The following is a 13,751-nucleotide window of genomic DNA, read 5'->3' as shown; positions in this document are numbered from 1 at the left end:
GATATTTAGAGAAATACCGTGATCGAGACGGACAGCTTTCAACAGCAGCGCCTGCCTCCCATAAAAAACGGGGCGACCTGCTGGCCGCCCCGCTTCCAGTGCCTGCCCCTTACAGACTCGGGAAGGCGAACTGCGAGGCCTCATGGCTGGCCCGTTGCGGCCAACGCTGGGTAATCGCCTTGCGGCGGGTATAGAAGCGCACACCATCCGGGCCATAGGCATGCAGGTCACCGAACAGCGAACGCTTCCAGCCACCGAAGCTGTGATAGGCCACCGGCACCGGCAGCGGCACGTTCACACCGACCATGCCCACTTCGATCTCGTCGCAGAACAGCCGCGCCGCCTCACCGTCGCGGGTAAAGATGCAGGTACCGTTGCCGTACTCATGCTCGTTGATCAACTGCATCGCGCTCTCCAGGCTGTTCACCCGCACCACGCACAGCACCGGCCCGAAGATCTCTTCCTTATAGATACGCATTTGCGGCGTGACGTTGTCGAACAGCGTACCACCCACGAAGTAGCCATCTTCATTGCCCGCCACACGATAGCCACGGCCATCGACCACCAGCTTGGCACCTGCGGCCACACCATCATCGATATAGCCAACAACCTTGTCACGGGCGGCGGCCGTCACCAGCGGCCCCATGTCCAGGCCACAGGAGGTACCGGCACCGATCTTCAGCGCCTTGATCTGCGGCTCCAGCTTGGCGATCAGGGCATCGGCCACCTGGTCGCCGACACACACCGCCACCGAGATCGCCATGCAGCGCTCGCCACAGGAACCGTAAGCCGCGCCCATCAGTGCGCTGACCGCATTGTCCAGGTCGGCATCCGGCATCAGCACCGCGTGGTTCTTCGCCCCGCCCAGCGCCTGGATGCGCTTGCCCCGCTTGGTGCCTTCGGCATAGATGTACTCGGCGATCGGCGTCGAACCGACGAAACTCAGGGCCTTCACCTCTGGCGCCTCGATCAGTGCATCCACCGCTTCCTTGTCGCCATGCACCACGTTCAGGATGCCCTTCGGCAGGCCGGCTTCGAGCAGCAATTGAGCGATATAGAGCGTCGAACTCGGGTCACGCTCTGACGGTTTGAGGATGAAAGCGTTGCCGCAGGCGATGGCCAGTGGGTACATCCACAGCGGCACCATGGCCGGGAAGTTGAACGGCGTGATGCCGGCAACGATGCCCAGCGGCTGGAAGTCGGACCAGGCGTCGATGTTCGAGCCGACGTTGCGGCTGTACTCTCCCTTGAGCAACTCAGGGGCAGCACAGGCGAACTCGACGTTCTCGATGCCACGCTTCAGTTCGCCAGCGGCGTCCTCGAGGGTCTTGCCATGCTCCTCGCTGATCAACTGCGAGATCTTCGCCTCGTTCTGCTCAAGCAACTGCTTGAAGCGGAACATCACCTGGGCACGCTTGGCCGGCGGCGTGTTGCGCCAGGCCGGGAAGGCGGCCTTGGCCGAATCGATGGCCTGCTGGACGGTGGCGCGACTGGCCAGTTCGACCTTGCGCACGGCCTGGCCGGTGGACGGGTTGAAGACATCGGCGGTGCGCTCGCCCTTGGTGACCAGTTCGCCGTGGATCAGGTGCTGAACAATGCTCATGCAGAACTCCATATAAAGAAGGTAGAGACAGGCGCGTGCAACTCACGCGCCCGACATCGAATTCGGAAAAGTCAGTCGACTTTGTTCAGGGCTTCGCCCACCGCGTCGAACAGGCGGTCCAGCTCCTGCGGCTGGGTGTTGAAGGTTGGCCCGAACTGCAGGGTGTCGCCGCCGAAGCGCACATAGAAGCCCGCTTGCCAAAGCTTCATGGCTGCCTCGTATGGGCGGACGATGGCGTCGCCGTCGCGCGCGGCGATCTGGATAGCGCCAGCCAAGCCGTAGTTGCGGATATCGACGACGTTCTTCGTGCCCTTGATGCCGTGCAACAGGTTCTCGAAGTGCGGCGCCAGCTCGGCGGCCGATTGCACCAGGTTCTCTTTCTGCAGCAGGTCCAGCGCGGCAATACCCGCGGCGCAGGCGACCGGGTGCGCCGAATAGGTATAGCCGTGGGGGAATTCCACCGCATACTCAGGCGTCGGCTGGTTCATGAAGGTCTGGTAGATCTCGCCGGTGGCGATCACCGCGCCCATGGGGATCGCACCGTTGGTGACCTGCTTGGCGATGCACATCAGGTCAGGCGTCACGCCGAAGGCTTCGGCACCGGTCATGGCGCCCATGCGGCCGAAGCCGGTGATCACCTCGTCGAAGATGAGCAGGATGTTGTGCTGGGTGCAGATCTCGCGCAGGCGCTTGAGGTAGCCCTTCGGCGGCGGCAGCACGCCGGCGGAGCCAGCCAGCGGCTCGACGATCACCGCGGCGATGTTCGAGGCGTCATGCAGTTCGATCAGCTTGAGCATCTCGTCGGCCAGGGCGATACCGCCTTCTTCCGGCATGCCCTTGCTGAAGACGTTGGCCGGCAGCACGGTGTGAGGCAGGTGGTCGACATCCAGCAGCTGACCGAACAGCTTGCGGTTGCCGTTGACACCGCCAAGGCTGGTGCCGGCGATGTTCACGCCGTGGTAGCCGCGCGCACGGCCGATGATCTTGGTCTTGGTGGCCTGGCCTTTCAGGCGCCAGTAGGCGCGAACCATCTTCAGCGCGGTGTCGGCGCACTCGGAGCCGGAGTTGGTGAAGAACACGTGGTTCAGGTCGCCCGGCACCAGGTTGGCGATCTTCTCGGCCAGCTGGAACGACAGCGGATGGCCGAACTGGAAGGCCGGGGAGTAGTCGAGAGTGGCGACCTGGCGCGCCACCGCCTCGCTGATCTCTTTGCGGGTATGCCCAGCCCCGCAGGTCCACAGGCCCGACAGCGCGTCGAACACCTTGCGGCCCTTGTCGTCGACCAGGTAGTTGCCTTCGGCCGCCACGATCAGGCGCGGGTCGCGCTGGAAGTTGCGGTTGGCGGTGTAAGGCATCCAGTGCGCATCCAGCTTGAGCTGGCTGGCCAGACCGGCGTGAGCGGTTTCGGGCATGTTCATCGGGCGGTTCCTCGAAAGACGATTAGGCAACGATGGGTGTTGTTGCAGCTAAATTGTCATGCCTATAAAGTTCGAAAAATCCTGCATTTCTAATCTTCAGTCAGCAGTGGACTAAACTTATGAGCCGACGTCCCGATCCCCTCGCCCAAGTCAGCGATTTCGATATCCGCCTGTTGAAAATCTACCGAAGCGTCGTCGAATGCGGCGGTTTCTCGGCCGCGGAGAACGTGCTCGGCATTGGCCGCTCGGCGATCAGCCAGCAGATGAACGACCTCGAGCAACGCCTCGGCCTGCGCCTGTGCCAGCGCGGCCGTGCCGGATTCTCGCTGACCGAAGAGGGGCGCGAGGTCTACCACTCGGCGCTGCAGTTGCTCAGCGCGCTGGAAACCTTCCGTACCGAGGTCAACGGCCTGCACCAGCATCTGCGCGGCGAGTTGAACATCGGCCTGACCGACAACCTGGTGACCCTGCCACACATGCGCATCACCCATGCCCTGGCCGAGTTGAAGGATCGCGGCCCCGACGTGCGCATCCAGATCCGCATGATCGCCCCGAGCCAGGTCGAGCAGGGCGTGCTCGACGGCAGTCTGCATGTCGGCGTGGTGCCCCAGACCAGTCCGCTGTCCGGGCTGGATTACCAGCCGCTGTACAGCGAGCGCTCGCTGCTCTATTGCGCCGTCGGCCACCCCTTGTTCTACGCCGACGATCAGCAGATCGACGACGACCGCCTCAACAGCCAGGATGCCATCGCCCCGACCTTCCGCCTGCCCGCCGAGATCCAGGCGCACTACCAGGCGCTGCACTGCACCGCCAGCGCCTCGGACCGCGAGGGCATGGCCTTTCTCATCCTCACCGGGCGCTACATCGGCTACCTGCCCGACCACTACGCCAGCTTCTGGGTCCAGCAGGGCCGGCTGCGCGCGCTCAAGCCCGCGCAACGCTTCTATGACCTGAGCCTGAGCTGGGTGACGCGCAAGGGCCGGCGGCCGAATCTGGTGCTGGAAAGCTTCCTCGAAAGCCTGGCTGCGACACGCTGATACGTATCTCTGACGCAAATGCTTGTCACTTCGGCGCAGGCAGGTAATCTGTCGGACATTCGTAACGACCCGTCCGGAATCGTCCATGACCCTAGAAGTCCCTGCGCATCGCTCCCCCGCCTCGGGCAAGCCCGCCGGCCGCATCCGCCAGAAGAACGAGCAGGCCATCATCCAGGCCGCCGAAGACGAGTTCGCCCGCCACGGCTACAAGGGCACCAGCATGAACACCATCGCCCTCAAGGCCGGGCTGCCCAAGGCCAACCTGCACTATTACTTCACCAACAAGCTGGGCCTGTACATCGCGGTGCTGAGCAACATCATCGAGCTGTGGGACAGCACCTTCAACGCCCTGAGCGTCGAGGACGACCCGGCCGAGGCGTTGAGCCAGTACATTCGCACCAAGATGGAGTTCTCCCGGCGCAACCCGCAGGCCTCGCGGATCTTCGCCATGGAAGTGATCAGCGGCGGCGAGTGCCTTAGCGAATACTTCAGCGCCGACTACCGCGAATGGTTCCGTGGCCGCGCCGCCGTGTTCCAGGCATGGATAGAAGCCGGCAAGATGGACCCGGTGGACCCGGTGCACCTGATCTTCCTGCTCTGGGGCAGCACTCAGCACTACGCCGACTTCGCCACCCAGATCTGCCAGGTCACCGGCCGCAGCCGCCTGACCAAGCAAGACATGGAAGACGCCAGCAACAACCTTATCCACATCATTCTCAAAGGCTGCGGCATCGCCACGCCCGCCTGACCCGGACCTATGCCTTCTACCCTGCTCGACCTCTGCGAGTTCCGCGAGGAAATCCGCAAGAGCCGCTTCATCACCCTCGCCGGCCCGATCGACAGTGCCGCCGAGGCCATGGCCTTCATCGAACGCCACAGCGACCTGGCCGCCACCCACAATTGCTGGGCCTGGAAACTTGGCGCCCAGTACCGCAGCAGCGACGACGGCGAGCCCGGCGGCACGGCCGGACGACCGATCCTCGCCGCCATCGAGGCACAGGACTGCGACCAGGTGGTGGTGCTGGTGATTCGCTGGTACGGCGGCATCCAGCTGGGCACCGGCGGATTGGCCCGGGCCTATGGCGGCGGCGCCAACAAATGCCTGCAGCAAGCGCCCAAGCGACTGTTGGTGCAACGTAGCGAATTCAGCTGCAGCTGCACCTTCAGCGAACTGGCATTGCTCAAGCTGCGCCTGGCCGAAGCGCACGGGCTGGTAATGGACGAGCAATTCACTGCCAATGGCGTCGACCTGCGGATCGCCTTGGGCGAGAGCCATCTGGAAATCCTGCAGCAGCAACTGGCCGACCTCAGCCGTGGACGCATCGTGCTGGAACGTCGCTGAACATTGCCCACAACTGCTGTGGGCCTGCCTGTGGACAACCTTGGGGTATACCCCTGGAAGCCTCGCCACCAAAGGCCTCGGCAACATTGAGCATATTTTGATCACAATCCTGTGACAGGAGCTCAAGTGACTGAAAGTCGGTGAGTTATCCCCAGCCGCTTTGCATCGCCACAACCTGAATAGCGGTTTTTCCCTGCCGCTACGCTTGCGCACAGATACTGTGGAGCAGGCTGTGGATAACCCGTGAACCACCCCAGCAAAGCCCGTCCCCATGGGCTCGTCGGCGCGCTGAGCATTTTTTGAACAGCTGCGACCAGGGAAAGAGCAGCTGTGGAAAACCTGGGATATGCTCGTCTGTCCGGCCTACGCCCGCGATGCCGTTTCCGCTTCGCCCATCCAAGGAGCCACCCCATGAACACCAACCAGACCGCCCTGATCATCGGCGCCTCCCGAGGCCTCGGCCTCGGCCTGGTGCAACGCCTGCACGAAGATGGCTGGAACATCGTCGCCACCGTGCGCGACCCGCAACAGCCAGGAACCCTGGGTGACATTCCTGGGGTACGCATCGAACGGCTGGAAATGAACGACACCGCCCAGCTCGATGGCCTCAAGCAACGCCTGCACGGCGAAGTGTTCGACCTGGTGTTCGTCAATGCCGGGGTCATGGGCCCGCTGCCGCAGGATCTGGAGAGCGTCCAGGTGCAGCAGATCGGCGACCTGTTCATGACCAATGCCGTGGCGCCCATTCGCGTCGCCCGCCGCCTGGCCGGCCAGATTCGTGAAGACAGCGGCGTGCTCGCGTTCATGAGCTCGATCCTGGGCAGCGTGACCGTGCCCGATGGCGGCGAGATCTGCCTGTACAAGGCCAGCAAGGCCGCGCTCAACTCGATGATCAACAGCTTCGTGGTCGAGCTGCAGCGCCCCGACCTGTGCGTGCTGGCCATGCACCCTGGCTGGGTGAAAACCGACATGGGCGGTGAGAACGCCGAGATCGATGTGCTCACCAGCACCCGCGGCATGCTCGAGCAGATCAAGGCGCAGGGCGGCAACGGTGGACTGCGCTTCATCAACTACAAGGGGGAAGCGCTCATCTGGTGAACCGGACGCCTGGTGGCCGCACCGGGCGCATTGCCCGGCCCGGCCCTGTAGAATGGCCGCCAACCGTACCTGATCGAGATTGCACACATGTATGAATGGCTGAACGCCTTGCCCAAGGCGGAACTGCACATGCACCTGGAGGGCTCGCTGGAGCCCGAACTGCTGTTCGCCCTGGCCGAACGCAACAAGATCGCCCTGCCCTGGGCCGATGTCGAAACCCTGCGCAGCGCCTATGCCTTCAACAACCTGCAGGAGTTCCTCGACCTTTATTACCAGGGCGCCGATGTCCTGCGCACCGAGCAGGACTTCTATGACCTGACCTGGGCCTACCTGCAACGCTGCAAGGCACAGAACGTCATCCACACCGAACCGTTCTTCGACCCGCAGACCCACACCGACCGGGGCATACCCTTCGAGGTTGTGCTCAATGGCATCACCCAGGCGCTCAAGGATGGCCACACGCAACTGGGCGTCAGCAGCGGCCTGATCCTCAGCTTCCTGCGCCACCTGAGCGAGGACGAAGCGCAGAAAACCCTCGACCAGGCGCTGCCTTTTCGCGACGCATTCGTTGCCGTCGGCCTGGACAGCTCGGAGAAAGGCCACCCGCCGAGCAAGTTCCAGCGCGTCTTCGACCGCGCCCGCAGCGAAGGCTTCCTGACGGTCGCCCACGCGGGCGAGGAAGGCCCTCCCGAATACATCTGGGAAGCGCTCGACCTGCTGAAGATCCAGCGCATCGACCACGGCGTGCGCGCCATCGAGGACGAGCGGCTGATGCAGCGCATCATCGACGAGCAGATCCCGCTGACCGTCTGCCCGCTGTCCAACACCAAACTGTGCGTGTTCGAGCACATGGCTCAGCACAACATCCTCGACATGCTCGAACGTGGCGTGAAGGTCACCGTCAACTCCGATGACCCGGCCTACTTCGGTGGCTACGTCACCGAGAACTTCCACGCCCTGCACGAACACCTGGGCATGACCCAGGCTCAGGCCCGGCGTCTGGCGCAGAACAGCCTGGATGCCCGCCTGGTACGCTAACCGGCCTGTCGCGCCGACATCCGGGCGATGCCGTTGATCTGCTGAACACCGAGCGATGTGAGCTGCAGCGCCCGGTTGCCCTCCTGCTCACGGACCCAGCCCGACTGCAGGAACAACCTGAGCATCGCCTGCCCCAGGGTGCCGCCAAGATGCGCACCCTGGTCACTCCACTCACTGCAGCGGCAGGTCACGCAGCCACGCCGGGTGCCCGGCGCCAGCGCATCGATATAGACCCCCAGCGCTTCCAACCGGACCTTGCCTTCCTGGCTCACGAACAATTGCTGCTCGTTACCCACCAACCAGCCAACGTCCAGTAGTCGCTGGAACAGCGCCGCCGCCATTTCCCCACCCAAGTGATCGCCACACAGACGCGCCCTGCGCATCGAAGGCGGTATCTGTATCGGCATCGCCCGCTTGGCGACTGGGCGGCTCTCCACCTGCACGCTGGCCAGCGCCTCCACCGCCGCGCTCACCTGTGGCGTGGCCAGGCGGAAATAGCGCTTGCGCCCGCGCGTCTCAAGCTTGAGCAAACCCGCCGTCGACAACAACGACAGATGCGCGCAAGCCGAGGAAGTACTGAGGCCGATCATCCTTGCCAGTTCGTCCGCCGCTCGCGGAGTACCATCGATCAGCGCCCACAGCATGGCGCTGCGCTTGGGATCGGCCATCAGGCTGGCGACCTGACTGATGCTACGGACTGCACTCATGAAACTGAAGCTCCCTGATGACTCTCGACTGCCAGCGGGAAACATTGCTCGCTGGCACTGGATGCGCAGGGAGTATAAGCCGCTCGACGACGCTGACTGCGCAAGCACAAAACCGTGTAGGACGCCGTTGGAGCGAGACCCGCAACACTGGGCGGATAGCCACCCGGATGCACGGCCTCCCGGCCTACAGCGGCTTCATCGCGGTGCAGGATGCGCTTGTCGACCTGCGGGCCGACAAGACCGACAGCCTGGGTCAAAAACTACGCCATGCAAAACAGAAAGCTTCCCACACCGTAACCGGCATGACCGTCAGTCAGGGCACTGATCCCGATCATGGCGAGCGCCGGGGACAGCGCTAAACTCATTCCGCTCTCGCTCACTGGAGGTGGATCGCGATGAAGATTGTCGTCAGTGCGTCGAACCGAAATCCCGCCTGCCCCTGGCAGGTACAGCTCGACCAGCATGTGGTGAGTTTTCGCAACGAAGCCGAGGCACGGGCGTTCGTCGCCCTGCTGGAAACACGCCTCAGCGCACCTCATCCACTCACACAGGCCGACTGGCCTGCAAGCGCCGGGTCAGAACTGCGACACTGACCACCAGCGCGCCACACAGGCTGATCACCAGGGCCATGGGCACGGCGCTGCCATCGTGCAGCACCCCGACCAATGCCGCCGCCCCCGCGGCGACGCTGAACTGCAGGCAGCCCATCAAGGCCGACGCGCTGCCCGCGCGGGCACCCTGTCCGCTCATGGCGCAGGCCGAGGCGTTGGGGATGATGCAGCCGAGGCTGGCGATGCACACGAACAGCGGCACCAGCAGCGGCCACAATTGCGCCGGACGCAGCGCCGCGACCAGCAGCAGCACCAGTGCCGCCGCCAGGTACAGCCACACCGCCCGCGCCAGGAGGAAGGCCGGGCCGCGTTTGGCCAGCAGGCGCGCATTGACCTGGGCCATCAGGATGAAACCGGCGGCGTTGGTGCCAAACAGCCAGCCATAGTGCTCGGCGGGCACGCCATACAACTTGATGAATACGAACGGTGAACCGGCGATGTAGGCAAACATCCCGGCGATGGCGATGCCGCCGGTAAGGGCATGGCCAACGAACACTCGGTCACCGAACAAGCGCAGGTACTGGCGCAGCGCACCGGACAGCGGTTGGCGCGGGATATGCGCAGGCAGGCTTTCCGGCAAGCCGAGGCCGACCGCCACCAGGCAGGCCGCGCTGAACAGGCTCAGGGCAAGGAAGATCGATTGCCAGCCCGCCACGTTCACCAGCACGCCACCGAGCATCGGCGCGAGGATCGGCGCCAGCCCCATCACCAGCATCAACTGCGAGAACACCTTGGCCGAGGCCACCGCGTCGCACTTGTCGCTGACGATCGCCCGCGCCAGCACCATGCCGGCACAGCCACCCAAAGCCTGGACGAAGCGCGCCAGGATCAGGCTGTCGAGGTTGGGTGCATAGGCGCAGGCCAAGGACGCCAAGGTGAACAGAGCGACGCCGAACAGCAGCGGGATACGTCGTCCGAAGCGGTCCGCCACCGGCCCGTAGGCGAGCTGACCCAGGGACAGGCCGAGGAAGTAGGCGGCCAGGGTGGTCTGCACATGTTTTTCATCGGTGGCGAAGGCCTGGGCCATGGCCGGGAAAGCGGGCAGGTAGAAATCGATAGCCAAGGGCCCGAACGCACTGAGGGCGCCGAGAATCAGCAAGGTTCGCAGGTTCATGGAGGATCCATAGCAGGCTAAGCAAGTGCGCTAGTCTACCTGCACTGGATCGCGGGGCGTTGAAAACCTTTGTAATAATTGATCCGGCGTGCCCTGTCGGAAACCACGCAGGGGCATCATCGGCGTGGGATCAGGCTGGCCCCGCGATGAGGCCAGCCCGCGCCCGCGGAAAGTGCGCGATTGGCCGTTCAGGCCACCTCGGCCGGATACCCCTCTTCCCGAATCGCCGCCAGGATCTGCTCCGCCGCCAGCTCACTTTCCACCCTCACCTGCCGTGCCGCTAGGTCCACCTCCACCCGCGCCGCCGCATCCTGCTCCTGCACGGCCCGGGTCACGCCCTTCACACAGTGGCCGCAGGTCATGCCTTGTACGTTGAACACTTGCATCGAGGTTGCCTCCTTGTGGGTTTCGCGCAGTCTCAGCCTTGCCATCGGGGCAAGGTCAAGTTCCGCCCGAATCGGCCGGGCTGGAAATCCCGGCGCACCTCGGCCAAGCTGCGCCTTTGACGATTCTGGCAAGCAGGAGATTTTTCATGATCAGGGCAGTATTGGGCCTCGCAGGATTGCTGGCCGCGGTGCCACCGGCCAGCGCCGAGGGCAATTCGGACTACAGCGTGCTGATCATTTCCCGGGAACGCCTGGAGGTGGCCACCAGCTGCGAAATCGGCATCTACCTCAACGATCAGCTGTCCGGCCGCCTGTTCCAGGAGCAGTCGACTTCGTTCAACCTGCCAGCGGGCCCCATCGATGTACGCCTGCGGCTGTTGCCCGGACAGGTTCCCGGTTGCGCCCCCGGCATCGAGGACCAGCGCAGTACGCGACTCACGCTGCAGGCGGGCCAGATCAATAAATACCGTATCGCCATGGGACAAAATGGCCTGGTGCTGAAGCGAGCCGGTCTGGGCTATTGACCTTGCCCGCATGGCAAGGTTGATGCTGCAGGCCTGTCCAAGGAGGAGAGAGCCATGCCCGCATCCACCACCTTCGATCTGCCGATCGCCGGCATGACCTGCGCCAGCTGCGCAGGTCGGGTCGAACGCGCCCTGCGCAAGGTCACTGGTACCGAACACGTCAGCGTCAACCTCGCCACCGAACAGGCTCGGGTCCAGGCCCCCGCCGATAGCCTGCCGGCGCTGGTCGATGCCGTGCGCGATGCCGGTTACAGCGTCCCCACCCGCAGCCTCGAACTGCAGATCGGCGGCATGACCTGCGCCAGCTGCGCGGGTCGAGTCGAACGCGCCCTCGGCAAGCTGCCGGGCGTGGAGCAGGTCAGCGTCAACCTGGCCAGCGAGCGTGCCCATCTGGAAGTGCTCGATGGCGTCGATGACGGCGCGCTGATCGCCGCGGTCGAACAGGCCGGCTACAGCGCCAACCTGCCGCGCACCGCCCACGGCGATCAGGCCCAGGCACAACGGCGTCTGCGCAACGAACGCCTGGCCGTCGCGGCGGCGCTGCTGCTGGCACTGCCCCTGGTCCTGCCAATGCTGGTGCAGCCGTTCGGCCTGCACTGGATGCTGCCGGCCTGGGCACAGTTCGTGCTGGCCACGCCGGTGCAATTCATCCTCGGCGCGCGCTTCTATGTCGCCGCCTGGAAAGCCGTGCGCGCCGGCGCGGGCAACATGGACCTGCTGGTCGCCCTGGGCACCAGCGCGGGCTACGGCCTGAGCCTTTACCAATGGGCCAAGGCGCCGGTCGGCATGGAACCGCACCTGTACTTCGAAGCCTCGGCGGTGGTGATCGCCCTGGTACTGCTCGGCAAGTACCTGGAAAGCCGCGCCAAACGCCAGACCGCCAGCGCCATCCGGGCCCTGGAAGCGCTGCGCCCCGAGCGCGCGGTACGCCTGGTCGAGGGTCACGAGGAAGATGTCGCCATCAGCCAGCTGCGCCTGGGCGACCTGGTGCTGGTCAAGCCCGGCGAACGCTTCCCGGTCGACGGTGAAGTGCTCGAAGGCAGCAGCCACGCCGACGAGGCCCTCATCAGCGGCGAGAGCCTGCCGGTACCCAAGCAGCCCGGCGATACAGTGACCGGCGGCGCCATCAATGGCGAAGGCCGGTTGCTGGTGAAGACCCAGGCCCTTGGCACCGAGACCGTGCTCGCCCGCATCATCCGCCTGGTCGAGGATGCCCAGGCGGCCAAGGCGCCGATCCAGAAGCTGGTCGACCGGGTCAGCCAGGTGTTCGTCCCGGCCGTGCTGGTAGTGGCGCTGATCACCCTGGTCGGCTGGTGGCTGGCCGGCGCGCCGCTGGAAACCGCCCTGATCAATGCCGTCGCCGTGCTGGTGATCGCCTGCCCATGCGCCCTGGGCCTCGCCACGCCCGCGGCGATCATGGCCGGCACCGGCGTCGCCGCCCGTCATGGCATCCTGATCAAGGACGCCGAAGCGCTGGAGCGCGCCCATGCGGTAAACCGCGTGGTGTTCGACAAGACCGGCACTCTCACCTCCGGCAGCCCCCGCGTCGTCCACAGCCAGGCCTCGGGCGGTGACACGCACGAACTGCTGCGCCTGGCCGGTGCCCTGCAGCGCGGCAGCGAGCACCCGCTGGCCAAGGCGGTGCTCGACGCCTGTGCCGGCCAAGGTCTGCAGGTGCCGCAGGTGGTCGACAGCCAGTCCCTCACCGGCCGTGGCATTGCCGGGCGGGTCGAGGGCCGCGAACTGGCCCTGGGCAACCGCCGCCTGCTCGACGAAAGCCACCTGTCGCCAGGCGACCTGGCCGACAGCGCCCAGGCCTGGGAGTCCGAAGGCCGCACCTTGTCCTGGCTGATCGAGCAGGGCAGCCAACCACGCGTACTGGGCCTGCTCGCCTTTGGCGACAGTCTCAAGCCCGGCGCCGATCAGGCCATCGCCGCCTTGCACGAACGCGGCATCAGCAGCCATCTGCTGACCGGCGACAACCGCGGCAGCGCCAAAGTAGTGGCCGAGGCCCTCGGCATCGATGACGTGCACGCCGAAGTGCTTCCCGCGGACAAGGCCGCCACGGTCGCCACGCTCAAGCGCGATGGCGTGGTGGCCATGGTCGGCGACGGCATCAACGACGCTCCGGCCCTGGCCGCCGCCGATATCGGCATCGCCATGGGGGGCGGCACCGATGTGGCCATGCAGGCCGCCGGCATCACCCTGATGCGCGGCGACCCACGCCTGGTGCCGGCCGCGCTGGAAATCAGCCGCAAGACCTACGCGAAGATCCGTCAGAACCTGTTCTGGGCCTTCATCTACAACCTGATCGGCATACCGCTCGCCGCCCTCGGCTACCTCAACCCGGTGCTGGCCGGCGCGGCCATGGCCCTGTCCAGCGTCAGCGTGGTGAGCAACGCCCTGTGGCTGAAGACCTGGAAACCCACCACCCGTGACCAGGAGGCCCCATGAACATCGGCCAGGCCGCCCGCCGCAGCGGGCTCAGCGCCAAGATGATCCGCTACTACGAATCCATCGGCCTGCTGCGCCCAGCCAAGCGCAGTGACAGTGGCTACCGGCTGTATCAGCAGGAAGACCTGCACAGCCTGGCGTTCATCAAGCGCTCCCGCGACCTGGGTTTTTCCCTCGAGGAAGTGGCCAGGCTGCTGACCCTCTGGCAAGACCGCCAGCGCGCCAGTGCCGATGTGAAGGCGCTGGCCATGCAGCATATCGATGAGCTGAACCGGCGGATCGAGGAGCTGGTCAGCCTGCGCGACACCTTGGGTGAACTGGTGGCCCACTGCCAGGGCGATAACCGGCCCGACTGCCCGATCCTCAAGGACCTGGCCAATGGCGGTGGGTGCTGCCACTGAAGAAGCCGCGCCGGCAGA

The 13,751-nt window shown here is 65.0% G+C and carries 15 protein-coding genes; 10 read left to right on the top strand and 5 right to left on the bottom strand.

Annotated elements, in window-relative coordinates; genetic code table 11:
- Window positions 1-109: 109 nt before the first annotated feature.
- Together N7422_RS26295 and N7422_RS26290 are read right to left on the bottom strand one after the other, a co-directional pair.
- Window positions 110-1,603: a CoA-acylating methylmalonate-semialdehyde dehydrogenase gene (locus tag N7422_RS26295; RefSeq protein WP_279809265.1), complete on the bottom strand. Its 1,494-nt coding sequence runs from the start codon at window positions 1,601-1,603 to the stop codon at window positions 110-112.
- A 71-nt stretch (window positions 1,604-1,674) separates the two neighbouring features.
- Window positions 1,675-3,021: an aspartate aminotransferase family protein gene (locus N7422_RS26290; RefSeq protein ID WP_279809264.1), complete on the bottom strand. Its 1,347-nt coding sequence runs from the start codon at window positions 3,019-3,021 to the stop codon at window positions 1,675-1,677.
- 119 nt (window positions 3,022-3,140) lie between these two features.
- Between N7422_RS26290 and N7422_RS26285 the strand changes: the two genes are divergently transcribed.
- From N7422_RS26285 to N7422_RS26265, 5 genes are all read left to right on the top strand, one after another.
- Entirely contained in the window at window positions 3,141-4,058 is a 918-nt protein-coding gene (locus tag N7422_RS26285) for a LysR family transcriptional regulator (protein ID WP_279809263.1), read from the top strand.
- Window positions 4,059-4,143: 85 nt separating this feature from the next.
- Window positions 4,144-4,806, top strand: a complete 663-nt coding sequence (locus N7422_RS26280; RefSeq protein WP_279809262.1) for a TetR/AcrR family transcriptional regulator — start codon at window positions 4,144-4,146, stop codon at window positions 4,804-4,806.
- A gap of 9 nt (window positions 4,807-4,815) precedes the next feature.
- A complete protein-coding gene (locus tag N7422_RS26275) occupies window positions 4,816-5,400 on the top strand; it encodes an IMPACT family protein (protein WP_279809261.1) in 585 nt (194 codons plus the stop codon).
- Between the two features lie 411 nt (window positions 5,401-5,811).
- Window positions 5,812-6,498 (top strand): SDR family oxidoreductase, encoded by a 687-nt coding sequence (locus N7422_RS26270; protein WP_279809260.1) that lies wholly within the window; start codon window positions 5,812-5,814, stop codon window positions 6,496-6,498.
- Window positions 6,499-6,585: 87 nt separating this feature from the next.
- Window positions 6,586-7,536, top strand: coding sequence for an adenosine deaminase (locus tag N7422_RS26265; protein WP_279809259.1), 951 nt, complete (start codon window positions 6,586-6,588; stop codon window positions 7,534-7,536).
- Here the strand turns inward: N7422_RS26265 and N7422_RS26260 are convergent.
- Complete coding sequence (locus N7422_RS26260) at window positions 7,533-8,243, bottom strand: helix-turn-helix transcriptional regulator (protein ID WP_279809258.1); 711 nt, start codon at window positions 8,241-8,243, stop codon at window positions 7,533-7,535. The genes N7422_RS26265 and N7422_RS26260 overlap by 4 nt on opposite strands.
- Window positions 8,244-8,260: 17 nt before the next feature.
- On the opposite strand from N7422_RS26260, the gene N7422_RS26255 reads away from it, so the two are divergent.
- Window positions 8,261-8,602: a hypothetical protein gene (locus N7422_RS26255; protein ID WP_279809257.1), complete on the top strand. Its 342-nt coding sequence runs from the start codon at window positions 8,261-8,263 to the stop codon at window positions 8,600-8,602.
- Window positions 8,603-8,638: 36 nt separating this feature from the next.
- Entirely contained in the window at window positions 8,639-8,836 is a 198-nt protein-coding gene (locus N7422_RS26250; RefSeq protein ID WP_279809256.1) for a hypothetical protein, read from the top strand.
- Here the strand turns inward: N7422_RS26250 and N7422_RS26245 are convergent.
- Both N7422_RS26245 and N7422_RS26240 read right to left on the bottom strand, forming a co-directional pair.
- A complete protein-coding gene (locus tag N7422_RS26245) occupies window positions 8,787-9,968 on the bottom strand; it encodes a multidrug effflux MFS transporter (RefSeq protein ID WP_279809255.1) in 1,182 nt (393 codons plus the stop codon). The two genes, N7422_RS26250 and N7422_RS26245, sit on opposite strands and share 50 nt — an antisense overlap.
- A gap of 188 nt (window positions 9,969-10,156) precedes the next feature.
- The gene (locus N7422_RS26240) at window positions 10,157-10,354 is read right to left on the bottom strand and encodes a cation transporter (protein ID WP_279809254.1); all 198 of its coding nucleotides are present in this window, start codon (window positions 10,352-10,354) and stop codon (window positions 10,157-10,159) included.
- 146 nt (window positions 10,355-10,500) lie between these two features.
- On the opposite strand from N7422_RS26240, the gene N7422_RS26235 reads away from it, so the two are divergent.
- The 3 genes from N7422_RS26235 to cueR are packed head-to-tail and all read left to right on the top strand — an operon-like array spanning window position 10,501 to window position 13,733.
- Window positions 10,501-10,878, top strand: coding sequence for a hypothetical protein (locus N7422_RS26235; RefSeq protein WP_279809253.1), 378 nt, complete (start codon window positions 10,501-10,503; stop codon window positions 10,876-10,878).
- A gap of 54 nt (window positions 10,879-10,932) precedes the next feature.
- Entirely contained in the window at window positions 10,933-13,332 is a 2,400-nt protein-coding gene (locus tag N7422_RS26230) for a heavy metal translocating P-type ATPase (protein ID WP_279809252.1), read from the top strand.
- Window positions 13,329-13,733 (top strand): Cu(I)-responsive transcriptional regulator, encoded by a 405-nt coding sequence (cueR, locus tag N7422_RS26225; RefSeq protein WP_279809251.1) that lies wholly within the window; start codon window positions 13,329-13,331, stop codon window positions 13,731-13,733. The genes N7422_RS26230 and cueR overlap by 4 nt, the downstream gene beginning before the upstream one ends.
- Window positions 13,734-13,751 lie beyond the last annotated feature (18 nt).

The organism is Pseudomonas sp. GD04091, from assembly GCF_029836165.1.
GTDB lineage: Bacteria > Pseudomonadota > Gammaproteobacteria > Pseudomonadales > Pseudomonadaceae > Aquipseudomonas.
The sequence above is the reverse complement of the archived record's forward strand: the minus strand, read 5'-3'. Positions and strand labels throughout refer to the sequence as shown.

What these genes read in the sequence shown, in the direction of transcription:
- N7422_RS26290 (WP_279809264.1), bottom strand. Translation starts at nt 3,021, where the DNA reads ATGAACATGCCCGAAACCGCTCACGCCGGTCTGGCCAGCCAGCTCAAG.
- N7422_RS26265 (WP_279809259.1), top strand. Translation starts at nt 6,586, where the DNA reads ATGTATGAATGGCTGAACGCCTTGCCCAAGGCGGAACTGCACATGCAC.
- N7422_RS26285 (WP_279809263.1), top strand. Translation starts at nt 3,141, where the DNA reads ATGAGCCGACGTCCCGATCCCCTCGCCCAAGTCAGCGATTTCGATATC.
- cueR (WP_279809251.1), top strand. Translation starts at nt 13,329, where the DNA reads ATGAACATCGGCCAGGCCGCCCGCCGCAGCGGGCTCAGCGCCAAGATG.
- N7422_RS26240 (WP_279809254.1), bottom strand. Translation starts at nt 10,354, where the DNA reads ATGCAAGTGTTCAACGTACAAGGCATGACCTGCGGCCACTGTGTGAAG.
- N7422_RS26270 (WP_279809260.1), top strand. Translation starts at nt 5,812, where the DNA reads ATGAACACCAACCAGACCGCCCTGATCATCGGCGCCTCCCGAGGCCTC.
- N7422_RS26275 (WP_279809261.1), top strand. Translation starts at nt 4,816, where the DNA reads ATGCCTTCTACCCTGCTCGACCTCTGCGAGTTCCGCGAGGAAATCCGC.
- N7422_RS26260 (WP_279809258.1), bottom strand. Translation starts at nt 8,243, where the DNA reads ATGAGTGCAGTCCGTAGCATCAGTCAGGTCGCCAGCCTGATGGCCGAT.
- N7422_RS26295 (WP_279809265.1), bottom strand. Translation starts at nt 1,603, where the DNA reads ATGAGCATTGTTCAGCACCTGATCCACGGCGAACTGGTCACCAAGGGC.
- N7422_RS26280 (WP_279809262.1), top strand. Translation starts at nt 4,144, where the DNA reads ATGACCCTAGAAGTCCCTGCGCATCGCTCCCCCGCCTCGGGCAAGCCC.
- N7422_RS26235 (WP_279809253.1), top strand. Translation starts at nt 10,501, where the DNA reads ATGATCAGGGCAGTATTGGGCCTCGCAGGATTGCTGGCCGCGGTGCCA.
- N7422_RS26245 (WP_279809255.1), bottom strand. Translation starts at nt 9,968, where the DNA reads ATGAACCTGCGAACCTTGCTGATTCTCGGCGCCCTCAGTGCGTTCGGG.
- N7422_RS26255 (WP_279809257.1), top strand. Translation starts at nt 8,261, where the DNA reads ATGACTCTCGACTGCCAGCGGGAAACATTGCTCGCTGGCACTGGATGC.
- N7422_RS26230 (WP_279809252.1), top strand. Translation starts at nt 10,933, where the DNA reads ATGCCCGCATCCACCACCTTCGATCTGCCGATCGCCGGCATGACCTGC.
- N7422_RS26250 (WP_279809256.1), top strand. Translation starts at nt 8,639, where the DNA reads ATGAAGATTGTCGTCAGTGCGTCGAACCGAAATCCCGCCTGCCCCTGG.